This is a genomic window from Nonomuraea sp. C10, assembly GCF_008017515.1.
GTDB classification, from domain to species: domain Bacteria; phylum Actinomycetota; class Actinomycetes; order Streptosporangiales; family Streptosporangiaceae; genus Nonomuraea; species Nonomuraea ferruginea.
Map to the genome: position 1 here is coordinate 3,296,449 of NZ_VPFF01000001.1, position 25,877 is coordinate 3,322,325.

Annotated in this window: 7 protein-coding genes; all 7 read left to right on the forward strand. The window is 75.1% G+C overall.

The annotated features are described in order from the left end of the window. The 7 genes from FR742_RS45800 to FR742_RS15045 are packed head-to-tail and all read left to right on the forward strand — an operon-like array spanning position 1 to position 25,875. Entirely contained in the window at positions 1–5,601 is a 5,601-nt protein-coding gene (locus FR742_RS45800; protein ID WP_261808543.1) for a non-ribosomal peptide synthetase, read from the forward strand. Continuing rightward, positions 5,598–11,096, forward strand: a complete 5,499-nt coding sequence (locus tag FR742_RS15020) for a type I polyketide synthase (RefSeq protein WP_148031533.1) — start codon at positions 5,598–5,600, stop codon at positions 11,094–11,096. Before FR742_RS45800 ends, FR742_RS15020 begins: the two co-directional genes overlap by 4 nt. Before the next feature lies 1 nt (position 11,097). Further along, a complete protein-coding gene (locus FR742_RS15025; protein ID WP_148031534.1) occupies positions 11,098–11,292 on the forward strand; it encodes an MbtH family NRPS accessory protein in 195 nt (64 codons plus the stop codon). 13 nt (positions 11,293–11,305) lie between these two features. Next, positions 11,306–14,392: a non-ribosomal peptide synthetase gene (locus tag FR742_RS15030; RefSeq protein WP_148031535.1), complete on the forward strand. Its 3,087-nt coding sequence runs from the start codon at positions 11,306–11,308 to the stop codon at positions 14,390–14,392. Continuing rightward, complete coding sequence (locus FR742_RS15035; RefSeq protein WP_148031536.1) at positions 14,389–20,724, forward strand: non-ribosomal peptide synthetase; 6,336 nt, start codon at positions 14,389–14,391, stop codon at positions 20,722–20,724. Before FR742_RS15030 ends, FR742_RS15035 begins: the two co-directional genes overlap by 4 nt. Then, the gene (locus FR742_RS15040; protein WP_148031537.1) at positions 20,721–24,626 is read left to right on the forward strand and encodes a non-ribosomal peptide synthetase; all 3,906 of its coding nucleotides are present in this window, start codon (positions 20,721–20,723) and stop codon (positions 24,624–24,626) included. Before FR742_RS15035 ends, FR742_RS15040 begins: the two co-directional genes overlap by 4 nt. After that, the gene (locus tag FR742_RS15045; RefSeq protein ID WP_148031538.1) at positions 24,607–25,875 is read left to right on the forward strand and encodes an MFS transporter; all 1,269 of its coding nucleotides are present in this window, start codon (positions 24,607–24,609) and stop codon (positions 25,873–25,875) included. Before FR742_RS15040 ends, FR742_RS15045 begins: the two co-directional genes overlap by 20 nt. Positions 25,876–25,877 lie beyond the last annotated feature (2 nt).

Genomic DNA, 25,877 nt, shown 5'->3' on the forward strand with positions numbered 1-25,877 from the left:
GTGAACGTGACCACCGCGACGCTGCTCCACGAACTCGTCACCGCCCAGGCCGCCCGCACTCCTGACGCGCCCGCGGTGCGGCAGTGGGACACGAGCCTGACCTACCGCGGGCTCACCGCCGCGGCGGGAGCGCTGGCACACCGGCTGCGCGAGCTGGGCGCCGGTCCGGAGACGCGGGTCGGCGTGTGCGGGCGGCGCACGCCGGAACTGCTGGTGTCGGTGCTGGGAGTCCTGATGTCCGGCGCCGCGTACGTCCCGCTCGACCCGTCGCACCCGCGCAAGCGGCTGGAGACCGTCATCGGCGACGCCGGGATCACCCTGGTGGTCGCCGACCAGGCGGGCCGCGGCGTCCTGCGCGACCTCCCCCTCCGCCTCGTCGCCCCCGCCCAGGGCGAGCTCCCGCCCCCGGAACCGGCCGCCGCCGCGGAGGGCTCCGCGGCGTACGTGCTCTACACCTCCGGATCCACCGGGCGGCCCAAGGGGGTCGTGGTGAGCCACGCGTCGGCGGTGGCGTTCGTGACCATGGCGGGCGCGTACTTCGGCCTGGACGCGTCGTGCCGCTCCATCGGGTTCGCGGCGCTCGGGTTCGACGTGTCCGTGCTCGACATCTTCGCGCCGCTCGCGCGGGGCGGGTGCGTCATGCTCACCGCCGACGAGGACCGGGTCGATCCCGTACGGCTGCAGCGGTTCCTGGAACGGCACCGGGTCACCTGGGGCACGATCCCGCCCGCGCTGCTGCCGCTGCTCGACCCCGACCGGCTGCCGGCGCTGCGCGACCTGCTCACCGCGGGGGAGCCGGCCGGGCCCGAGCAGGTGGCGCGGTGGTCGCGGCCGGGCCGCAGGCGGTTCCACAACTGGTACGGGCCGACCGAGACGACCGTGTGCGTGGTCGGCACCGAGCTCGACGGCGACTGGGACCGGCCGTTGCCGATCGGGCACCCGCTGCCGGGCTGCACCGCGTACATCCTCGACGACCTGCTCCGGCCGGTCCCGCCGGGCACGCCCGGCGAGCTGTGCGTCGGCGGGCCGCAGCTCGCCCGCGGCTACCTGCACCGGCCTGGGCTGACGGCCGAGAGGTTCGTGCCGGACCCGTACGGCGAGCCCGGTGCGCGGCTGTACCGGACCGGGGACCGGGTGGTGCTGGACGCGGACGGCCGGATCGGCTTCATCGGCCGGCTGGACCGGCAGGTGAAGGTCCAGGGGCAGCGGGTGGAGATCGGCGAGATCGAGGTGGTGCTGCGCGCCCACCCCGAGATCCGCCAGGCCGTCGTGGACGCCGGCACCGGAGCGGGCGGGCTGACGGAACTGGTCGCGTACCTGACCCCGCAGGAGGCCCCGGACCTGGAAGGGGTGCGCGCCCACTGCCTGGACAGCGTGCCCGCGTACATGGTCCCCACCCGGGTGCTGCGCCTGCCCGCACTCCCGCTGACACCGGCAGGCAAGGTCGACCTGGCCGCCCTGCGCACCCTCGGCGACCAGCACGCCCACCCCTCCGGCCCCGAGGTCACCACGGAGGAATCCGGCCACCGGCTCGCCCACGAGGAAACCACCAGCACCCATCGGACGGCCCCGCCCACGGCCGACCAGCAGACGACTCCTCGCGACGGCGAGCAGGGGGCCGGTTCGTCTGCGGCCCGCGAGAGCGATCACCTGGGCGGGGGTGAGGTGATGGTGCGGGAGGTGGCCGCGGCCTGGGGGGAGGCGTTCGGGGGTGCGGAGCCGCTGGCGGACGACGACTTCTTCGCCCGTGGGGGCCACTCGCTGCTGGCCATGCGGCTGACCGCGCTGCTGCGGACCCGGCTGGGCCGGGAACTGGCCGTCGAGGACGTGCTGGCGGGCAGGACCGTGGCCGGGATCGCCCGCCGGGCCGCGGCGGCGCCTCCGCTGCGGGAGGAGCCGCCCGGCGACGGACCGGCGGCGCTGTCGGCGGTGCAACGGCGGATGTGGTTCGTGGAACGGCTGGCCCCCGGCACGCCGGCGCACAACATCGCCATGGCCCAGCGGCTCACCGGCCCGCTGGACGTGGCGGCGCTGCGCCGGGCGCTGGCGTCGGTGGCCGAACGGCACGAGGTGCTGCGCTGGCGGGTGCCCCAGGCGGGCGGCGTCCCTTCCGTGACGGTCACGCCGCCCGGCCCGGTGCCGCTGCCCGTCGAGGACGTGACCGACGCGGAGCTGCGCGAACGGCTGCAGGCCGAGGCGCGGCTGGCGTTCGACCTGGCCGAGGGGCCGCTGTGGCGGGCCAGGCTGCTGCGGCTCGCCCGGGACGAGCACGTGGAGGAGCACGTGCTCGTCGTCACCGTCCACCACCTGGTGTTCGACGGCTGGTCACAGAAGGTGCTGTACGAGGACATCTCGCGCGCGTACCGGCAGGAGGCGTTCCCGCCGCTGCGCGCCACCTACGGCGGGTACGTGGACTGGCTCGGCCGGCGCGACGGCGAGGCGGACCTGGCCTGGTGGAGCGGGCACCTCGACGGCGCGCCCACGGTGCTGGACCTGCCGCGCGACCATCCGCGCCCGCCGGTGCAGACGTTCGACGGCGAGTCCGTCACCGCCGAGGCGGGCGCCGGGGTCAGCGCCGCCGTGCGGGAGCTGGCCGTGCGGCTCGGCGGCACCCCGTACGCGGTGCTGCTCGCCGCCTACGGGCAGGTCCTGCGGCGGCTGTCCGGCCAGCCCGACCTGATCGTCGGCACCCCCGTCGCGGACCGCCGCGACCCGGCGCTCGACCCGGTGGCCGGGTGCCTGGTGCAGGTGCTGCCGGTGCGGCTGCGGGTGGACGACGGCGCGCCGTTCGCCGCGCACGTCGCCCGCTGCCAGGAGGCGCTGTCGGGTGCGCTGGCCCATCTGGACGTGCGGCTGGAGCGGCTGGTGGACCGGCTCGGGCCGGGCCGCGACCTGTCGCGCAACCCGCTCGTGCAGGTGTTGTTCAACATGTACGACTTCACCGAGCCGCGGCTGGACCTGCCCGGCGTCGCGGCGGCCCCGCTGCCTCCCGGGCTGCCCGGGTCCTTGTTCGACCTCACCCTGTACGTGGGGGAACGCGACGGGTGCTATGTGCTGCAGGCCGTCTACAACCCCAGACTGTTCCGCCGGTCGCGCGTCGACGCTCTGCTGCACGGCTACTTGCGCCTCCTCACCGACCTCACCGCCGACCCGGCCCGTCCCGTACGCGAGTCACGCCTGCGCCCCCGTCCTCGACGAGGTGACGACGGGCCGCTCCCCGACCCGGCCGAGGTCAAGCCGCTGACCCTTGCCGGGGCGGCCAGCGCCGGTGGCGTGGAGGTGGCGGCGACGGCGGGGGCCCAGGCCGGGGTGGTGGGCGTCGGTGATGTGGCCGGGGCGGCCGAGGTTCAGGGCGGGGAAGTCTTCCGCGACGGCGGAGCGTCGGTGGGGCGCGGGGTGTGGGGCGGTGCTTCGCCGGATGTGAGTACGGGGCTCATGGATGCATCCGGGGCGGTCCGGCTGCCGGACGGGACTGCGGTGCTGTCCGGATGGGACGGGGCCGGGGTGGTGGAGCGGGTGCTCATGCAGGTGGCCGGTGGGCCCGAGCGGGTGGCGGTCAGCGGCGAGGACGGCGAGCTGACGTACGCGGACCTCTCCCGGCTGGCCGATGCGGCGGGCGCGGCCGTGCGGGCGGGGGAGACGGTGGCGATCCTCGCCGAGCGTACGCGCGAGCTGCCGGCCCTGATGCTGGGCGTGCTGGCGGCGGGAGCCCGCTGGGCGGTGCTCGACACGGCGCTGCCGCCCGCCCGGCTCGCGGCCCAAGCCCGCGCGGCCGGCGCGACCAGCATCATCGCCTGCCCCGGCATCCAGATCCCGCCCGACCTGGCATGGCTCCCTCCAGCAGGAGAACCCCGTACCCCCGCGAACGGTGACGAGGGGCCAGCCGACCTGGCAGCCCGGAATCTGACCGGTGAGGAAGGCGCCGCGGGTCCCGGCGTCCTTGGCGGGAGCGGTGACGGGGAGTCGGTCGATCTTGCCGCTCGGAAGCTGCTCGGTGAGGGAGAGACCGCGGGTCCCGGCGTCCTGAACGGGAGTGGTGACCGGGCAGTAGCGGCCACGAACGGCAGTGGGGACCGGACAGGGGTGCTCTTAGGCGGGAGTGGTGACGGGGCGGAAGCGGTCACGAACGGGAGTGGTGACAGGGCGGAGGTGGGTTCAGAGCAGGGTGGGACGGCCTGTCGGGTGGTGCCGATGGAGGAGCGGGGGTATCTGGCGTTCACGTCGGGGACCACGGGGGAGCCCAAGCCCGTGCGGACGCCGGAGCGCCCGCTGGCCCGGTTCCTCGACTGGTACCCGCGCGCGTACGGCCTCACCGGGGATGACCGGTTCGCGCTCCTGGCCGGGCTGGCGCACGACCCGCTGCTGCGGGACGCGTTCACCCCGCTGGTGCTCGGCGCCACCCTGCACGTGCCGGGCCCGGACCTGGTGCGGGACCCCGCCAAGCTGGCCGGATGGCTGCGCGGGCGAAGGATCACCGTCGCCCACCTCACCCCGCAGCTCGCCGCGCTCATCGCGGCCGCCGGGGTCCGGCTGCCTGATCTGCGGCTGGTGCTGTTCGGCGGCGACCGGCTCACCTACGCCGACGCCGCCCGGTTCCGCCGCGTCGCCCCGGACGCCCGCCTGGTCAACGCCTACGGCACCACCGAGACTCCGCAGGCGCAGGCCGTGCACGAGATCGGCGACCCGCCCGACCACGGCGACCCGGTTCCCGCCGGGCACGGCGTGGACGGCGCCGAGCTGCTCGTCCTCGACGCGGCCGGCGCGCCCGCGGCCGTCGGCGAGCTGGGCGAGGTCGTGGTCAGGAGCCGCCGCCTGGCGGAGTCGTACCTGGACGAGACCCTCACCCGGGAGCGGTTCGCCCGCGAGCGGGACGGCGAGACGGCCCGCTACCGCACCGGCGACCTCGGCCGCTACGACCCGGACGGCCGCGTCGTGCTCGCCGGCCGGGCCGACGGGCAGGTGAAGATCCGCGGCTACCGGGTGGAGCTCGGCGAGGTCGAGGCCGCGCTCCTGGCCCACCCCGGCGTGCGGGCCGCCGCGGCCACGGTCGCCGAGCGGCCGGGCGGCAGGGTGCCGCTCGCGTACGCGGTCACCGACGGGCCCGCCGTCGGCCAGGCCGAGCTGCGCCGCCACCTGGCCGCGAGCCTGCCCGGCTACGCGCTGCCGGCCGAGCTCGTCCTGCTGCCCGCGCTCCCGCTCACCCCCAACGGCAAGGTGGACCGCGCCCGGCTGCCCGCCCCGCCGCCCCGCCCCGCGCCGGCGAGCGGCCAGGAGCCCGCCACCGGCACCGAACGCCTGGTCGCCGGCGTCTGGCGCGAGGTGCTCGGCCTGCCCAGCATCTCCGCCGGCGCGAACTTCTTCGAGATCGGCGGGCACTCGCTGGCCACCGCGCAGGTCCAGGCCCGCCTGGCCGCCTCGCTCGGCCGTGAGGTGCCGATCGTCGACCTCTTCCGCTTCCCGACCGTACGAGATCTGGCCGCGCACCTCGACGGCGAACGCCGTCCGGCCGGCTGGGACCGAGCCGCCCGGCGGGTCGCCGCGCGGCGGGCACGATCCTCACCCCACCGGCCACAGCAGCCCAGACAGGAGAGCAACGAATGAACCACGAAGAAGGCAACGGGGTCGAGCCGATCGCGGTCGTCGGGCTGGCCTGCCGCCTGCCGGGCGCCGAGGACGTGCCCGCGTTCTGGCGCAACCTGGTGGACGGGGTGGAGTCCGTGAAGTTCCACACCCGGGCCGAGCAGGAGGCGATGGGCGTGCCCGCCCACCTGCTCGACGATCCGATGTTCGTCCCGGCGGCCTCCGTCGCCGACGACTACGGCGCGCTGGACGCCGCCTTCTTCGGCATGTCGCCGCGCGAGGCGGAGCTGCGCGACCCGCAGCAGCGCATGTTCCTGGAGCTGGCCAACACCGCGCTGGAGGACGCCGGCTACGACCCGGCGCGCTACCCCGGCGAGATCGGCGTGTACGGGGCGATCGGCTCCGACGAGTACCAGTGGCTGTACGTGCGGCCCAACACCGAGGTGTTCGCCTCCGTGGGCAACCTGGCCGTCTACACCGGCAACCACCCCGACTACCTGGCCACGCTCGTGTCGTACAAGCTCGACCTGCGCGGCCCGTCGCTCACCCTGCACACGGCCTGCTCGTCCTCGCTGGTGGCGCTGCACGTCGCCTGCGAGGCGCTGCGCGCCGGCGAGTGCGACATGGCGCTGACCGGCGGCGCGTCGCTGGAGCTGCCCGCCGAGTGGGGCTACCTGTACCACCAGGACGGCATCTACTCCCCGGACGGGCACTGCCGGGCCTTCGACGCGTCCGCGCAGGGCACGATCTGGGGCGGTGGCGGCGGCATGGCCGTGCTCAAGCGGCTGTCCGACGCGATCGCCGACGGCGACCACGTCCGCGCCGTCGTCATCGGCAACGCGATCAACAACGACGGCGCCACGAAGGTCGGCTTCTCCGCGCCCAGCGCCGAGGGCCAGGCCGCGGCGGTCTCGCAGGCGCTCGGCGTCGCCCAGATCGACCCGCGCACCGTCACCTACGTCGAGGCGCACGGCACCGGGACCTCGCTCGGCGACCCGATCGAGGTCGCCGCCCTGGCCGGGGTGCTCGGCGCGGCCTCGGAGGAGACCGGCTGGTGCGGCATCGGCTCGGTCAAGACCAACATCGGCCATCTCGGCCCGGCCGCGGGCATCGCCGGCTTCATCAAGACCGTGCTCGCGCTGGAGCACGGCATGATCCCGCCCAGCCTCAACTACGAGCGGCCCAACCCGCGCATCGACTTCGAGTCCGGGCCGTTCCGGGTCAACGCCACCCTGACCAAGTGGGAGACGAACGGCCACCCGCGCCGCGCCGGCGTCAGCTCCTTCGGCATCGGCGGCACCAACGCGCACGTCGTCGTCGAGCAGGCGCCGCCCGCCCCGCTGCCGACCGCCCGGCCGCGCCCCGCCCACCTGCTGCAGCTGTCGGCCCGCACCCCGGCCGCGCTCGACGCCGCCGTGCGGCGGCTGGCCGGCCACCTGGAGGACCGGGAGGTCTCCCTCGCCGACGTGGCGCACACGCTGCGCACCGGGCGCAAGCAGCACAAGCACCGGGCGGCCGTGGTCGCCGCCGACCCCGCCGACGCGGTCGCCGCCCTGCGCGACTCACGCCGGGTGACCAAGGCCAAGGCGGGCACGCCCCGGGTGGCGTGGCTGTTCTCCGGCCAGGGCGCCCAGTACGCCGGCATGGGCGCCGGTCTCTACCGCACCGAGCCGGTGTTCGCCGCCGCCGTGGACGAGTGCGCCGCGCTGCTCCGCGACGAGCTCGGCCTGGACCTGCGGACGCTGCTGTTCCCCGGCGACGACGAGCGGGAGGCCGCCGACGAGCGGCTGCGCCAGACGGAGCTGGCCCAGCCCGCGCTGTTCACCGTCGAGTGGGCGCTGGCCCGCCTGTGGTCGTCGTGGGGGATCGAACCGGCCGCCATGATCGGCCACAGCATCGGCGAGTACGTGGCCGCCGCCGTCGCCGGCGTCTTCCCGCTGCCGGACGCGCTGCGCCTGGTCGCCACCCGCGGCCGCCTCATGCAGTCGATGCCGCCCGGCTCGATGCTGGCCGTGCGCCAGGACCACGAGGAGGTCCGCCGCACCCTGCCGGACGGGCTGTCCGTCGCCACCGTGAACGGCCCGGGCACCTGCGTCGTCGCCGGCCCCGCCGAGCTGGTCGAGCGGTACGCGGCCACGCTGGACGAGGCCGAGGTCCAGCACACCGCGCTGCGCACGTCGCACGCCTTCCACTCGGCGATGATGGACCCGATCCTGGGCGACTTCCACGCCGCCGTCGCCGCCGCCACCCGCGACGCGCCCAGGATCCCGTTCCTGTCGAACGTCACCGGCACCTGGATCACGCCCGAGGAAGCCACCGACCCCGGCTACTGGACCCGCCACCTGCGCGAGGCGGTCCGGTTCGGCGACTGCGTGGCCGCGCTCGCAGCGGAGGGCGAGTGGCGGATGCTCGAATGCGGCCCAGGACGCCAGCTCGCCGGCCTGGCCAGGACACAGCTGCCGCGCACCGCCCCCGCCCCGCTGCCCAGCCTGCCAGGACCCGCCGACACCAAGTCCGACCTCGAGGTCCTGTACGCGGCCGCGGGCACGCTGTGGGCCGCGGGCGCGCCGCTCGACGTCACCGCGATCACCGAGCCCGCGCGGCGCGTCCCGCTGCCCGCCTACCCGTACGAGCGGACCCGCCACTGGGTGCCGACCGCGGTCGACCCCGAGCTGATCTACCCGAGAGCCGCGCGGACCGGGGCGCTGCCGCAGGAGGAGCGCTTCTCGGTGCCCGCCTGGCGGCAGGCCCCCGTCACCCCCGTCCCGGCGGACTCCCTCGCCGGCGCCCGCTGCCTGGTCTTCGCCGGGCCCGGCGGGGTGCCGCTCCTCGACGCCCTGCGCGCCGCCGGCGCCGACGCGGTCCAGGTCGTCCCCGGCACCGCGTACGGGGTCGCCCCCGACGGCACGGTCACCATCCGGCCCGCCGAGCGCGAGGACTACGAGGCGCTGATCGCGCAGACCGGCGTCCCCGCCAGGATCGTGCACGCCTGGCCGCTCGACGGCACCCCCGCCGGGGACATCGCCGCCACCGACGCCGCCCAGGACCTGGGATTCTTCAGCCTGCTCGGCCTCGTCCAGGCGCTCGCCCAGGCCGACCGGGACGGCGGCGTCCATCTCGACATCGTCACCAGGGGCACCCAGGGAGTCGTCGGCGGGGACGTCACCAGGCCCGAGCACGCCACCGTCGCCGGCTTCACCGCCGTCGTCCCGCTGGAAGCCCGCTGGCTGACGGCCCGCCACGTCGACCTGGAGGAGGGACCGTACGACCCGGCCGCCGTGCTCGCCGAGCTGGCCGCCGAGCCCGGCGAGCCGCCCGAGGGCGAGCCGCCGTCGCCGGTCGCGCTGCGCGCCGGCCGCCGCTGGCTGCGCGGGTACACCCGGGTGCCGCTGCCGCCGCAGGCCGACCCGCTGCGCCGGCACGGCGTGTACGTCATCACCGGCGGGCTCGGCGGCATCGGACTCACCCTCGCCGAGGACCTGGCCGGTCGGGCGCAGGCCCGGCTCGTCCTGCTCGGCCGGTCGGGGCTGCCGCCCCGGGAGGAGTGGGACACCCTCGACGGCGCCCCCGACCGGGTCCGCCGCGCCGTCGCCGCCGTGCGCCGCATGGAGCGGGCCGGCGCCGAGGTGGTCGTGCTGGCCGCGGACGCCGCGGACCCCGGGGCGCTGCGCCGCGCCAGGACCGAGGCGCTCGACCGGTTCGGCCGCATCGACGGCGTGGTGCACGCGGCCGGGGTTCCCGGCGGCGGCATGGCCGAGGTCAAGGAGCGGGCGGCGGCCGAGGCCGTGCTCGCCCCGAAGCTCGCCGGCACGCTGGCGGTGCGCGAGGTCTTCGGCGACCTGCCGCTCGACTTCGTCATGCTGTGCTCGTCGGTCACCGCCGTGGCCGGCGGCTTCGGCCAGGTCGACTACTGCGGCGCCAACGCCTTCATGGACGCCTGCGCGCACGCCTGGCCAGGCCGGGCGGTCTCGGTCAACTGGGGCGCCTGGCTGGAGGTCGGCATGGCGGCCGAGGTCGCGGCCCCGGCCGCGTTCCGGGCGCTGCAGCGCGGCGACCGGGTGACCAGGATCGACCACCCGGTGCTCGGCCACCGCCACGAGAGCGCCGGCCGCCGGCCCTGGTACGCGGCCACGCTCTCCCCGTCCACGCACTGGCTGCTCGACGAGCACCGGGTGGCGGGCGTGCCCGTCATGCCCGGCACCGGCTACCTGGAGACGGCGCGGGCCGCGTTCGAGGCCGCCGTGCCGAGCCCGGGCCCCGGCCACGCGATCGAGCTGCGCGACGTCGCGTTCGTCGCCCCGCTGCCCGTCGCCGACGGCGCAGCCGCCGAGCTGCGGGTGCTGCTCACCCCGGCGGGCGACGGCATGGACTTCGAGGTGGTCAGCGTGACCGGCGGCGAGGCCACGCAGCACGCCCGCGGCTCGGCCGCCTGGGTCGCCGGGGAGCCGCCGCCGTCGGACCTGGCGGGCGCCCGGCAGCGATGCGTGTACGGCGGCGAGGACGGGCCGAGCCCGTTCGCCTCCGCCTCCGGCCTGGTCACTTTCGGCCCCCGCTGGAACAGCCTGCGCTCGGTGAGCCAGGGCGGGGACGAGCGGCTCGCCCGCCTGGAGGCGGGCCCCGACGTGGCCGCCGACCTGGACCGGCTGCCGCTCCACCCCGCGCTGCTGGACGAGGCGACGGCGTTCATCTCTGTCGCGTCAAGCTCCGTCTCCGGCGGCCACAGCTACCTGCCGCTCGGCTACGGCCGCGTCACCGTGCACGCGCCGCTCCCGGCCCGCCTGTGGAGCCACGCCCGCCACCGCGACACCGGCGGCGGCGAGGTGCTCGCCGCGGACCTCACCCTGTACGACGACGCCGGCGAACCGGTGGTCACCATCGCCGACTTCGTGCTGCGCCGCATCGACAAGGACGCCGTCACGCGGACCGTCGGCGAGGGCGCCCGCCGGCAGGCCGAGGACACCGCCGTCGACGAGGAGTCGGCCGCCGCCGGTCAGGCGCTCGACGTGGACGGCGCCAAGCGCGGCATCAGCCCGGCAGAAGGCGCCGAGGCGTTCCGCCGGCTGCTCGCCGCGAACCTCGGCCCGCAGGTCGTGGTCAACGCCACCGACCTGGCCGAGTACGTCGCCGGCGTGCGCGAGCTGACCCAGGACACGGTCGCCGGCGAGCTGGACGCGGCCGCCGCGGCGGGTGGCGCGGACGAGCTCCCCGACGACCACGTCGCGCCGCGCAACGAGCTGGAGAGCGCGCTCGCCGGCCTGTGGGGCGAGGTGCTCGGCGCCCGCCGGGTCAGCGTCGAGCAGGACTTCTTCGACCTGGGCGGCAACTCGCTCGTCGCCGTCCAGCTCATCGCCCTCATCAGGAAGAAGGTCGGGGTCCGGCTGCCGATGCGCAGCCTCTTCCAGGTGCCGACCGTGGCCGGCATGGCCGCGCTCGTGGAGGAGCTGCGCGGCAAGCAGCAGGCCCCCGCCACCGGCACCACCACCATCAGCAGGCTCCCCCGGACGGAAAGGCGCTGACATGCGGGACGGCCAGTACAAGGTCGTGGTCAACGACGAGGAGCAGTACTCGATCTGGTTCGCCGGACGCCCCGTCCCCGACGGCTGGCGGGAGACCGGGTTCGAGGGCGCCAAGCAGAGCTGCCTCGACCACATCGAGCAGGTCTGGACCGACATGCGCCCGCGCAGCCTGCGCGAGGCCATGGACCACCACTAGGAGGACACCGGCCGTGACCGGCACCTACGTCTTGCCTGCCTCGTACGCCCAGGAACGCCTGTGGTTCCTCGCCCGGCTCGACCCGGACGCGCCCGCGCACCACGTCAACGCGGTGATCGAGCTGCCCGGCCGCAGCGACCCGGAGCGGTGCCTGGACGCGCTGCGCCAGGTCGTCGGGCGGCACGAGACGCTGCGCACGTCGCTGGCGACCGAGGACGGCGACCTGGTCCAGGTCGTCCAGGTGGACCTGCCGGTCACGCTGCCCTGCACCGACCTGCGCGGCCTGCCGCCCGAGCGGGCCGAACGCGAGTTCCGCGCCCTGGCCCTGGCCGAGGCGCGCAGGCCGTTCGCCCTGGACCGGCCGCCGCTGTGGCGGGCGCGGCTGGTCCGCATGAGCGACGAGCTGCAGCGGATCGTGCTGGTCGTGCACCACGCGGTGTTCGACGCCCGCTCCGGCGTCGTCTTCACCAGTGAGCTGAAGGAGATCCACGACGCGCTCGGCCAGGGCCGCGAGCCGGACCTGCCCGAACTGCCCATCCAGTACGCCGACTACGCCGCCTGGCAGCGCGAGCACCTCGCCGGGGGCGTGCTCGCCGGCCAGCTCGGCTACTGGCGCGAACGCCTGGCCGGGCTGCCCGGCGACACCGGCCTGCCCACCGACAGGCCGCGCCCGGCCACCCGCGGCCACGCCGGCGACGAGTACGCCCGCACCCTGCCCGGGGATCTCGTCGACGCGCTGGAGGAGCTGGCCAGGCGGCGCGGCGCCACCCTGTTCATGGTGCTGCTGGCCGGGTTCAAGGCGCTGCTCGCCCGCTACGGCGGCCAGGACGACGTCGTGGTCGGCTCGCCGGTCGCCGGCCGGGACCTGCCCGAGTTCGAGCCGGTCATCGGCATGTTCGTCAACACGCTGGTGCTGCGCACGGACCTGTCCGGCGACCCGTCCTTCGACGAGCTGCTGGACCGGGTGCGCGGCACCGTCCTGGAAGCGCTGGACCACGCCGACGTGCCGTTCGACCGGCTGGTGGAGGCGCTGCGGCCGGCCCGCGACCCCAGCCGCACCCCGCTGTACCAGGTGGGCTTCAACCTGCTGCCGATGGACTCGCGCGGCCAGTTCCCCAACGGCACCGCCCAGCACGACCTCGGCCTCGACGTGGTCAGGACCCCTTCCGGCGCGGGCCTCTACTTCGAGTACAGCACCGAGCTGTACGACGCGGACACGGTGGCGCGGCTGGCCGAGGCGTACCGGCTCGTCCTGGAGGCCGCCGTCGCCGACCCGGGGATCCGGGTGTCGCGGCTGCCGCTGATGACGCCGGAACGGGAACGGAGGCTGCTCACCGGCTGGAACGCCACCGCCGCACCGTACCCCGCAGGAACCCTGCACGAGCTGGTCGCCGAGCAGGCCGCGCGCACGCCGGACGCGGTCGCGCTCCGCGACCTCGCCGGCGGCACGCTCACCTACGCCGAGCTGGACGAGCGCGTCCGCGCGCTGGCCGGGCGGCTGGCGGCGGCCGGCGTGGGCGCCGAGACCTGCGTGGCGCTGTGCCTGCCCCGCGACGCCGAACTAGTGGTGGCGCTGCTGGCGGTCCTGCGGGCGGGCGGCCACTACCTGCCGCTGGACCCGGCGTACCCGGCGGAACGGCTGTCGTACATCCTGGCCGACTCCGGCGCGCGGCTGCTGATCACCACCTCGCGCCTGGCCGGCGACCTGCCCGCCGACCGGCCGCCGGTGTTCCTGCTGGACCGGCCGCCGGAAGGGCCGTCCGCGACGCCGGTACGGGTGGGTCCGGACAACCTGGCCTACCTGATCTACACCTCCGGCTCGACCGGGCGGCCCAAGGGCGTCGAGGTGCCGCACCGGGGGGTCGTCAACCTGGTCACCGACGTGATCCGCCGGGTCGGCGGCGGCAGCGCGCTGCTCATGACGTCGCTGTCCTTCGACATCGCCGCGCTGGAGATCTTCACGCCGCTGCTGTCCGGCGGCACCCTCGTCGTCGCCCCAGACGACACCTCCCGCGTGCCCCGTCAGGCCGGTCGCGCGGCCGAAGGGGTGGACCTGGTGCAGCTCACCCCCTCGGTGGCCGGCCTGGTCGCCGGGCACCTGCCGCCCGGCCTGCCGCGGGTCATCCTCGGCGGCGAGCCCCTGCCGCCCGACCTGGCGGCGCGGCTGCTGAAGGTGGCCGGGGAGCTGTGGAACTTCTACGGCCCGACGGAGACCACCATCTGGTCCACCGCCTACCGGGTGCCGCGTGACGCCACCACGATCCTCATCGGCACGCCGGTGGCGAACACGTCGGTGTATGTGGTGGATGGGGGGTTGTGTCCGGTTCCGGTGGGGGTGCCGGGTGAGTTGTTGCTGGGTGGGGTGGGGGTTTCTCGGGGTTATCACGGTCGTGCGGGGTTGACGGGGGAGCGGTTTGTTCCGGATCCGTTCGGTGGTGGTGGGGGGCGGTTGTATCGGACGGGGGATTTGGTGCGGTGGTGTGTGTCGGGGGAGTTGGAGTATCTGGGGCGTGTTGATGATCAGGTGAAGGTGCGGGGGGTGCGGGTCGAGCCTGATGAGGTTGCGGCGGTGCTGGGGGAGTGTCCGGGGGTGGGTCGTGCGGTGGTGGTGGTGCGTGATGACGCTCCGGGTGGTCGTGGGCTGGTGGCCTATGTCCAGCTCGATCCAGGTGCTGATGCCGGTTCGTTGAGGGCGTTCTTGCGTGCGCGGTTGCCGGAGGCGATGGTCCCGGCGGCGTTCGTGACGGTGGAGGGTTTCCCGGTGCTGCCGAGCGGCAAGCTCGACCGCAACGCACTCCCACCGCCGCACCCCGATACCGCCCCCGCCTTCGTGCCCCCGGCCACCCCCGCGGAGGAGACGCTGGCCGCCATCTGGTCCGACCTGCTCGGACGGGACCGCGTCGGAGCGCGCGACGACTTCTTCGAGCTGGGCGGCCACTCCCTGCTCGTGGTCCGCCTCATTGCCCGGATCTCCGACGAACTGGGCGTGGAACTGCCGCTGCGCCGCTGCTTCGACGCCACCACCGTCGAGGAGCAGGCGCTGGCCGTACTCGAGCACGCGCTCGGGACCGATCTGGAGCTTCTTGAGGAGGAGCGGTGAGCGACGCCGAAGGGATCCGCGAGCGCCTGGCCGCGCTCAGCCCGGACCAGCGGGCCGCACTCGAGGCCCGCCTCCTCGGCCGCCGCCGGCCGAGCCCGCCCACTCCGGCGATCCCGCACGCCGACCCCCAGCTGGGCGCCCCGCTGACCGAGGCGCAGCGCCGGCTCTGGGTCGTCGACCAGCTCGACCCCGGCAACCCCGCCTACACCCTGTCCTGGGCGTACCGGATCGACGGCCCGCTGGACGCCGCCGCGCTGGCGGCGGCGTTCGACGCGCTCGTGGAGCGCCACCCCGTACTCGGGTACGTGGTCACGCTCAAGGACGGCGAGCCCTGGCAGGCGCCCGGCCCCGTCAGGCCCGCGCTCACCGTCGAAGACGTCACCCCCGCCGAGGCGGACGCGGCGGCCCTCGGCGAGGCCGGGCACCGGTTCGCCCTGGAGACGGGCCCCCTCACCAGGGCCCGCCTGCTGCGGGTCGCCGAGCGGGAGCACCGCCTGATCCTGACCCTGCACCACATCCTGGCCGACCGCTGGTCCGTGGCGATCCTGCTGCGCGACCTGCTGGCGCTGCACGCCGGCGACCCGCTCCCTGCGGCGCCGACCGGCTACGCCGCCTACGCCACCTGGCAGCGGTCCCGCCCCGCCGGCGGGGACGGCGACCTCGCCCACTGGCGCGAGACCCTCGCCGGGCTGCCCGACGTGCTCGACCTGCCCGCCGACCGGCCCCGCCCGCCCGTCCGCCACAACGCGGGGCGCAGGCTGCCGTTCGACCTGGACCGGCCGACCGCCGACGGGGTGCGCGCGCTGGCGGCCGGACACCGGGCCACCCCGTTCATGGTGCTGGCCGCCGCCGTGCAGGCGCTGCTGGCCCGCTACACCGGCCAGACCGACATCCCGATCGGCACGCCCGTCTCGGCCCGCCCCGACCCGTCGCTCGACGACACCGTCGGCCTGTTCCTCAACACCGTGGTGCTGCGCGGCGACCTGTCCGGCGACCCGAGCTTCACCGAGCTGGTGGAGCGCACCCGGGAGCGGGCGCTGGGCGCGTTCGAACACGCGGCGCTGCCGTTCGAGACCCTGGTGGAGGAGCTGTCGGCGGGCCGCGACCTGTCCAGGAACCCGCTGTTCCAGGTGATGCTCGCCTACCAGAACACCCCGCCGCTGCCCGGCGGCGCGCGCGGCCTGCGCCTGGAACGGCTGGACGTGCGGCCCGGCACCGCCATGTTCGACCTGGACCTCATCGTCGAGGAGCGCCCCGACGGCCGGCTGCTGTGCGTGCTCGACTACCCCACCGACCTGTTCGACGACGACCGGATGGCCCGCCTGGCCGGCCACCTGCGCACCCTGCTCGCGGCCGCCGTCGCCGATCCCGGCCTGCGCCTGTCGGAGCTGCCGCTCATGCCCGCCGACGAACAGGAGCGCACCCTGCGGGCAGGCGACGGCCCGGCTCTCCCGTACCCGGAACGCGGCGTGCACGAGCTGGTCGCCGAGCAGGCCGCCCGCACCCCGGACGCGCCCGCCGTGGCCGACGCGCACGGCCGCGTCCTGACGTACGCGGAGCTGGAGGCGAAAGCGGCCCGCCTGGCCGCGCGGCTGCGGCGGCTCGGCGTCGGCCCCGAGACCCGGGTGGGCGTGTGCCTGCCCCGCACCCCGGACCTGGTCGCCGCCCTGCTCGGGGTGCTCAAGGCCGGCGGCTGCTACGTCCCCTTGGACCCCGGCTACCCGCCGGAGCGGCTCGCCGGGATCCTCGCCGACTCCGGGGCCGCGCTCGCCGTCACCACCGCCGCACTCCAGGCCCGCCTCCCCGACCGGCCCGGCCGCCTGCTGCTCGAAGACCTCCCCGCGGACGGGGAGGAGTTCGGTACGGGCGCGCACCCGGACCAGGCCGCCTACCTGATCTACACCTCCGGCTCGACCGGCCGGGCCAAGGGCGTCGTGGTGCCGCACCGCGGCCTGGTCAGCCTGCTGGGACACGTGCGCGAGGAGCCCGGCCCGGCGGCGGGGGAGCGGTACCTGTTCCTGACGTCGGTGTCGTTCGACATCGCGATGATCGAGATCTTCGGCCCGCTGGTCACCGGCGGGACCGTCGTGGTGGCCTCCTCCGCCGAGATCGAGCGGGTGCACCGGCTGGTCGGCGACGTGCACACCGTCCAGGCCACCCCGTCCATGCTGGAGGGCCTGCTGCCCGCGCTCGCCGCCCGTGTCCCCCGGATCATCTCCACGGGCGAGGCGCTGCCCGCCGGGCTCGCCGCCCGGCTCCTGAAGGTGACGGACGAGCTGTGGGACCTGTACGGGCCGACCGAGACGACCGTGTGGTCCACCGGGCACCGGGTCACGGGCGACGCAGGCGGCTCCATCGGCACGCCGGTGGCGAATACGTCGGTGTATGTGGTGGATGGGGGGTTGTGTCCGGTTCCGGTGGGGGTGCCGGGTGAGTTGTTGCTGGGTGGGGTGGGGGTTTCTCGGGGTTATCACGGTCGTGCGGGGTTGACGGGGGAGCGGTTTGTTCCGGATCCGTTCGGTGGTGGTGGGGGGCGGTTGTATCGGACGGGTGATCTGGTGCGGTGGTGTGGGTCGGGGGAGTTGGAGTATCTGGGGCGTGTTGATGATCAGGTGAAGGTGCGGGGGGTGCGGGTCGAGCCTGATGAGGTTGCGGCGGTGCTGGGGGAGTGTCCGGGGGTGGGTCGTGCGGTGGTGGTGGTGCGTGATGATGCTCCGGGTGGTCGTGGTCTGGTGGCGTATGTCCAGCCTGGTGCGGGTTCGGGGGTTGATCCTGGTTCGTTGAGGGGGTTCTTGCGTGCGCGGTTGCCGGAGGCGATGGTCCCGGCGGCGTTCGTGACGGTGGACGGTTTCCCGGTGCTGCCCAGCGGCAAGCTCGACCGCAAGGCCCTCCCGCCGCCCCCGCCGGAAGAGGCCCGCGAGCAGCGGCCGCCGCGCACGCCGGAGGAGCACACCTTGCACGCCGTCTGGACCGGCCTGCTCGGCAGGGACCGGATCGGCGTGGACGACGACTTCTTCACCCTCGGCGGCCACTCCCTGCTGGCGATGCGGCTCGTGGTCAGGATGCGGGAGGAGTTCGGCGCGCGGGTGACGCTGCGCCGCTGCTTCGAGACGCCGACCATCGCCGGGCTGGCCCCCCTGCTGACCTCGGCGCACGCCGCCTCCATACCCGCCGCCGAAGGGCCGGTGGAGCCGTCGCACGCCCAGGCCCGCCTGTGGTTCCTGGACCAGCTCGATCCCGGCAACCCCGCCTACAACGTGGCCTGGGCCGAACGCCTGACCGGGCCGCTCGACGTCGAGGCGCTGGCCGCCGCCTTCGACGACCTGGTGGACCGGCACGACGCCCTCCGCCTCGTCATCACCGGCGCCGACGGCGAACCGCACCTCCAGGAGGGCACCCGCAGACCCCGCCTGGCCGTCCGCCCCCTCCCCGCTCCCGGCGGGACGGACGAGGACGAGATCGGGCGCCGGGAGGCCCGCCACCGGTTCGACCTCGCCACCGGCCCCCTCGCCAGAGCCGTCCTCGTCAGGCGGAGCCGCGAGGAGCATGACCTGTTCCTGACCCTGCACCACGTGAGCGCCGACCGGTGGAGCCTGTCGATCCTGCTGCGCGACCTCATGGAGCTCTACCGGGCCCGCGTCACCGGCACCCCGCCGGACCTGCCCGCCCTGCCCACCGGCTATCGCGACTTCGCCGCCTGGCACCGCCGCCGGGCCGGCGAACGTACGGACGATCTCGCGTACTGGAAGGACATCCTCGCCGGCCTGCCCGCCACTCTGGACCTGCCCGCGGACCGGCAGCGGCACGGGCCGGCGGGCATGGCGGGCCGCAGGCTGACGTTCGGGATCGACGCGGACACCGTCGCCGCGGTCCGGGAGTTCGCGGCGGAGCGGCAGGCGACGCCGTTCATGGTGCTGCTGGCGGCGCTGCAGGCGGTGCTGGCCCGCTACACCGGACGCGACGACATCCCGATCGGCACGCCGGTGTCCGGCCGGGCGCACCCGGACGTCGAGGAGCTGGCCGGACTGTTCCTCAACACGCTGGTGCTGCGCGGCGACCTGTCCGGCGACCCCGGCTTCGGCGAGCTGGTCCGGCGCACCAGGGAACGGGTGCTGGACGCGCACGACCACGCCGAGCTGCCGTTCGAGGTGCTGGTGCGGGAGCTGGCCGAGGAGCGCGACCTGGCCCGCAACCCGCTGTTCCAGGTGATGCTCGCCTACCAGAACGTGCCGCCCGCCCCGCCGGAGGCGGCCGGGGTGTCGCTGCGCACCCTGGACATCGACCCCGGCGTCACCCAGGCGGACCTGCACCTGGTGATCGAGGAGGCCGGTGACGGGCTGACAGGGGTGCTGCACTACGCCACCGACGTGTTCGACCACGACCGGATGGAGCGGTTCGCGGACCACTTCCGCGCCTTCCTCACCCGGGCGGTGGCCGCGCCCGGGCGTCCCGTGAGCGAGGTGCCGCTGCTCACGCCCGGAGAGCTGGAGACGGTCCTGCGGGCCAACGACACGGCCGCCCCGTACGAGAGCGCGACGCTCGCCGGCCTGCTGGCGGACCAGGCGGCGCGCACCCCGCACGCCCCCGCCGTGCGCCACGGGGAGGAGTGGCTCACCTACGAGCAGTTCACCGCCCGGGTCGACCGGCTGGCCCGCACGCTGCGCGCGCTCGGCGCCGGACCCGACCGGGTCGTCGGCGTGTGCCTGGAACGCGGGCCGGACCTGGTGGTCGCCGTGCACGCGGTGATCGCCGCCGGCGCCGCCTACCTGCCGCTGGAGCCGGACCACCCGCCGGCCCGGCTCGCCGCCATGCTGTCCGACTCCGGCGCCCGCCTCGCGATCACGAGCACCACCCACCACGCCCTCCTGCCCTCCGGCATCACCCCCGTCCTCCTCGACGCGGCCCCCCTCACGGAGCCGGCCCCCGACACGACTCCTGAGGTCCATCCGGACGCGCTCGCGTACGTGATCTTCACGTCGGGGTCGACGGGACGTCCGAAGGGTGTGGGGGTGTCGCACCGGGCGATCGTCAACCGGCTGCGGTGGATGCAGGACGCCTTCCCGCTGACCGGCGAGGACCGGGTGGCGTTCAAGACGCCGTTCTCGTTCGACGTGTCGGTGTGGGAGCTGTTCTGGCCGCTCATCACCGGCGCCGGAATGGTGGTCGCCGACCCCGGCGGGCACGCCGACCCCGGCTACCTGACCCGCCTGTTCGGCGCCGGGGACGTCAGCACCGTCCACTTCGTGCCGTCCATGCTCGACGCCTACCTCGACGAACCCGGCCTGCCGCCGCTGCGGCGCGTCATCTGCTCCGGCGAGGCGCTGCCCCCGGAGCTGGCCGCGCGCTTCCACGAGCGGATGCCCGGTACGGAGCTGCACAACCTGTACGGCCCCACGGAGGCGGCCGTGGACGTCACCCGGCACGCCTGCGAGCCGGGGGAGACCGTGATCCCCATCGGCGGGCCGGTCGCCAACACCCGCCTGGAGATCCTCGACGAGCGCATGAACCGGGTGCCCGTCGGCGTCCCCGGCACGCTGTGGATCGGCGGCGTCCAGCTCGCCCGCGGCTACGTCGACCGGCCCGCCCTGACCGCCGAACGGTTCGCGCCCGACCCGCACGGCCCTCCTGGCGGCAGGCTGTACGACACCGGCGACCTGGCCAGATGGCGGCCCGACGGCGAGATCGAGTACCTGGGCCGCGCCGACCACCAGGTCAAGATCCGCGGCATGCGGGTCGAACTGGGCGAGATCGACGCCGCGCTGTCGGCGCTGCCCGGCGTGCGCGCCGCCGCCGCGCGGGCCGTCGCCGACGGGGCCGGGCTGCGGCTGGCCGGATACGTGGTGCCGGACGTCGGCGAGCACGACCCGGCGCGGTGGCACGCCCTGCTGCGCGAGCGGCTGCCCGGCCACCTGGTCCCCGCCACCCTGACGATCCTGGACGCGCTGCCGCTCAACCGCAGCGGCAAGCTCGACCGCGACGCGCTGCCCGACCCGTCCGCCCCCGACCCGGCCGCCCACGCCGACCCGGAGGGCGACGCTGAACTGGCCGTCGCCGCCGCCTGGCAGGGCGTGCTCGGCCTGGCGCGGGTGTCGGCGCACGACAACTTCTTCGCCGTCGGCGGCGACTCCATCCGCAGCCTCAAGGTGGTCTCCCGGCTGCGCGAGGCGGGCTACGCCGTACGGCTGGAACAGCTGTTCCTGCACCAGACGGTCAGAGAGCTGGCCGCCCGGCTGGAACCGGCCACGCCGGCCGCCGAACCGCGGGCCGCGGCGCCGTTCGGCCTGCTCGACCCCGAGGACCTGGCACGGATGCTGGAAGGCGAGGCGCGATGACTGTCACGACCGGGGCCCGGGGCCTGGAGGACGCCTACCCCCTGGCCGCTCTCCAGGCGGGCATGCTCTACCACAGCGCCTACGAGCCGGACGCGGCCACCTACCACGACCTGACCACGATCACGCTGCGCGGCCGGTTCGACCGGGAGGCGTTCGAGGCCGCCCTGGCCGAGGTGACCGCCCGGCACCCGGTGCTGCGCACCTCGATCGACATGACCGGGTTCAGCGAGCCGCTGCAGTTCGTGCACCGCTCGGCCACACTGCCGTTCGCCGTGACCGACCTGTCGGGCGTCCCGGACGCGGACGAACGGGTGGCGCGCTGGGCGGAGGAGGAGAAACGGCGCCCGTTCGACTGGTCGCGGCCGCCGCTGGCCCGCGCGCACGCGCACCTGCTGCCCGGCGAGCTGTTCGCGTTCAGCCTGAGCTTCCACCACGCCATCCTCGACGGGTGGAGCGTGGCCACGCTCGTCACCGAGCTGTTCCGCCGCTACCACGCCCGCCTGGCCGGGGAGCCGCTGCCGGTGACCCCGCCCGCCGCGGCCTTCCGCGACCTGGTGGCCCGCGAGCGCGCCGTCGTCGCCTGCGCCCAGACCCGTGACTTCTGGCAGGCCCGGGTGGACGACGCGCCGGACACGCGGCTGCCGCGGCTGCCCGAGCACCGGGACGGCGACGGCGTCGAGGTGCTGCGGCTGCCGCTGGAGCCCGCCCTGCTCGCCCGCGTGACCGAGGTGGCCCGCGAGCTCGCCGTCCCGGTGCGCACCGTCATGCTGGCCGCCCACCTGCGGGTGCTGGCGCTGGTCACCGGCGAGGACGAGGTGATGACCGGCCTGGTCACGCACAGCCGGCCGGAGAGCGAGGCGGGCGAGGAGGTGCTCGGCCTGTTCCTCAACACGGTGCCGCTGCGCCTCGACACGGCCGCGCCCACCTGGGGCGAGCTGGTGCGCCGGGTGTTCGACGCCGAGGTGGCGCTGCTGCCGCACCGGCAGTTCCCGCTCTTCGAGATCCAGCGGCTGTCCGGGCGCTCGCCGATGCTGGACGCGCTCTTCGACTACCGCGACTTCCATGTCTACCGCGGCATGCCCGGCGCCGAGATCGTCGGCCAGGAGTTCTTCGAGCAGACCGACCTGCCGTTCACCGCCGCGTTCACCCGCTCGCGCGAGCACGGCGGGTTCGACCTGGTCATCACCTACGACCGGGCCCAGTTCGGCGCCGCGCAGATCGCCCGTATCGGCGGCCATTACCTGACGGCCCTGCGCCTGGCCACCACGAGCGCCGCCGATCCGCGCCGGGCGGACCCGTTCCTGACGGCGGACGTCGGGGAGATCGGCCGGTGGAACGCCACCGCGCGGCCGTACCCGGAGGCGACCCTGCCGGAGCTGCTCGCCGCGCAGGCCGCACGCACCCCCACCGCGCCGGCCGTCTGCTACGACGGCACCTGGATCACCTACCGCGAGCTGGCCGCCCGCGCCCGCGCCGTCACCGCCCGGCTGGCCGCCGCCGGCGCCCGCCCCGGCGACGTGGTCGGCCTCCACCTGGACCGCGGCCCCGGCCTCCTGCCCGCGCTGCTCGGCGTGCTCGGCGCGGGCGCCGCTTACCTCCCGCTGGAGCCCGGCCTGCCGCCGGAACGGCTGGCCCACATGATCGAGGACGCCGGCGCCCGCATCGTCCTCACCGACGGCGACCCGCCGTCGTCCGACGCCGGTCTGCCTGCCGGGGTGGTGGTGCTGCCTCTCGACGGTCCCGCCCCCGACACGACTCCTGAGGTCGCCGTCCATCCGGACGCGCTCGCGTACGTGATCTTCACGTCGGGGTCGACGGGACGTCCGAAGGGGGTGGGGGTGTCGCACCGGGCGATCGCCAACCGGCTGCGGTGGATGCAGGAGACCTTCCCGCTCACCGGCGAGGACCGGGTCCTGCACAAGACGCCGCTGTCGTTCGACGTGTCGGTGTGGGAGCTGTTCTGGCCGCTCATCACCGGCGCCGGGATGGTCGTCGCCGAGCCCGGCGCCCACCGCGACAGCGCCCGCCTGGCCGCCCTCGCCGCCGGGCACCGCGCCAGTGTGGCGCATTTCGTGCCGTCGATGCTGGAGGTGTTCCTGGACGAGCCCGAGCTGCCGCCGCTGCGGCGGGTCATCTGCTCGGGCGAGGCGCTCTCCCCGGAGCTGGCCGCGCGTTTCCACGAGCGGATGCCCGGCACGGAGCTGCACAACCTGTACGGCCCGACAGAGGCGGCCGTGGACGTGACCTGGCACGCCTGCGAGCCGGGCGAGACCGTGATCCCCATCGGCGGGCCGGTCGCCAACACCCGCCTGGAGGTGCTCGACGCCGAGGGCCGCCGGGTGCCGGTCGGCACGCCGGGCGAGCTGTGCCTGGGCGGCGTCCAGCTCGCCCGCGGCTACGTCAACCGGCCCGCGCTGACCGCCGAACGCTTCGTACCCGACCAGTACGGCCCGCCCGGCACGCGCCTGTACCGCACCGGGGACGTGGCCCGCTGGCTGCCCACCGGCGAGATCCAGTACCTGGGCCGCACCGACTTCCAGGTGAAGATCCGCGGCCAGCGGGTCGAACTGGGCGAGATCGAGTCCCTGCTGACCGCCCACCCATCCGTACGCGCCGCCGCCGTCGTCCTGCGCGGCGAACGCCTCGTCGGCTACGTCGTCCCCTACACCCCCGCCGACCCCGCGCAGCCCGAGGATCCCGGTGCCGAGCTGGCTGCCGCGTTACGGCGGCACCTGCCCGATCACATGATCCCGTCGGCGTGGGTGCGGCTGGCCGAGCTGCCCGTCACCACCAGCGGCAAGCTCGACCGGGCCGCGCTGCCCGAGCCCGGCGAGGCCGGGCGGCCCCCGTACCTGCCGCCGCGCGACCCGTTCGAGGCCCGGCTGGCCACCGCCTGGGAGGAGACGCTCGGCGTGGACTCCGTCGGCGTGCACGACGACTTCTTCGCCCTCGGCGGACACTCGCTCCTGGCGCTGCGGCTGACCATGCGGCTGCGCAAGGAGCTGGGCCGCGAGGTGCCGCTGCAGGCCGTGCTCACCGCCCCCACCGTGGCCCTGCTGGCCGCCGAGCTGCGCCGCCCGCACGACAACGACGGCGTCCCCGAGCGGATCGTGCCGCTGCGCCCCACCGGCGACCGGATCCCGATCTTCCTGTTCCACGCGCTGGGCGGCCAGGTGTTCCGCTACCTGCCGCTCGCCCGCCACCTCGGCGCCGACCAGCCCGTGCTCGCCGTCCAGGCCGCCGGGCTCGCCCCCGGCGAGGAGCCGCACAAGACGCTGGAGGAGATGGTCGACGACTACACCGAGCACCTGCTGCGGGTCCGCCCTCAGGGCCCCTACGTGCTCGGCGGCTACTGCATCGGCGGCAACATCGCGCTGGAGACCGCCCGCCGGCTGCGCGAGCGCGGCGAGCGGGTGCCGCTGGTGGTGCTGTTCTACTCCGACGCCGCCGAGCCGGTGCTGCGCGCCTCGCTGGAGGACGACGCCGTGCTGCTCACCCACGCCCTGGCGGGCGGCAGGGTCCAGGTCGACCTGGACGAGTTGCACCGGCTGGACCCCGACGAGCGGCTGCTGGCCGTCATCGACGCCGCCGCCCGCGCCGACACCCTCCAGCCCGACGCGGCCGACCTGCGCCAGGCGCGCCGCTTCGTCTCCGTCTTCCGCGCCAACGCGCACGCCGTCGGCTACTACCGGCACGCCCCCTACGACGGTGACGTGCTGCTGTTCTCGCCCGCCGCCGAGGGCGTGCCGCCCGACGACATGGGCTGGCGCGACGTCGTGACCGGGCGGCTGCGCATCTCGCCCATCCACGGCGAGCGCTTCACCGTCATGTACGAGCCGCGGGTCGCGCGGGCGGCCGCCGAGGTAAGGAGCAGCATCGACAATGGCCTCACCGACGACTGACCGCGCCGGCACCCTGTGGCGCAATCCGGACTTCCTGAAGTTATGGGCGGGTGAGAGCCTGTCCCTGGTCGGCTCTCAGGTGACGGTGCTGGCCATGCCCATCGTCGCCTACCTCCTGCTGAACGCCTCCGTCGCCGAGATGGGCGTGCTCGGCGCGCTGGCCCGCCTGCCGATGGTGCTGTTCTTCGTCGTCGGCGTCTGGGTGGACCGGATGCGGCGCCGGCCCGTGCTGATCTGGAGCGACGTGATCCGCGCCGCCATGCTCTGCACCGTGCCGCTGCTGTTCGTGATGGACATGCTCACGCTCTGGTGGCTGTACGTGGTCGTCCTGGTGATGGGCGTGTTCGGCGTGCTGTTCGAGATCGCCTACCGGTCGTACCTGCCGCTGCTGGTGGCGCCCGAGCATCTGGGCGACGGCAACAGCAAGCTGCAGCTGAGCGACTCGGTGTCCAAGGCGGTCGGGCCCAGCCTGGCCGGGGTCCTGCTGGCGGCCCGCTCCGCGCCGCTGATCATCCTGGTCGACGTCATCAGCTACGTCGCCTCGGCGCTGTGCCTGATCTTCATCCGCAAGAAGGAGGACCCGCCCCCGCCGGACAGCGGCGGCAGCATGATCTCGGCGATCCGGGCCGGGTTCGGTTTCGTGATGAGCCAGCCGATCATCCGGCCGCTGGCGATCGCGAGTGCCGTCTACTCCTTCTTCGACATCGGCATCCTGCAGACCCTCTACATCCCGTACGTGCTCGGTGTCGTGGACCTGCCGGCGGCGGTGGTCGGCGGGGTGCTCGCGGTCGGCGGGATCGGCGCGGTGGCCGGGGCGTGGCTGTCGGTGCGGCTGATGAAGGGGTTCGGGCCGGGGCCGACCATGTTCTGGTCCACGGTGATCGGCAACAGCGCGCTCATCCTGGTGCCGCTGGCCGGCGGGCCGCTGTGGCTGGCGCTCGGCACGCTGGGCCTGTCGCAGCTGCTGGTGGGGCTCTGCACGCAGATCTTCGTGGTCAACAACATCACGGTGCTGCAGTCGGCCGCGCCGCGCGAGCTGGTCGGCCGGGTGATCGCCACCATCTGGGCGATGGGGCTGGTGCCGGCGCCGGTGGGCGCGCTGGTGGCCGGGCTGCTCGGGGAGGCGTTCGGGATGCGGCCGGTGGTGCTGGTGGCGGCGGTGATCGGGGCGCTGGTGCCGATGGTGGTGCTGTGGCGGTCGCCGATCCCGAAGATGCGCGAGCTGCCCTCGGCTCCCGCCGGGAGCTGAGG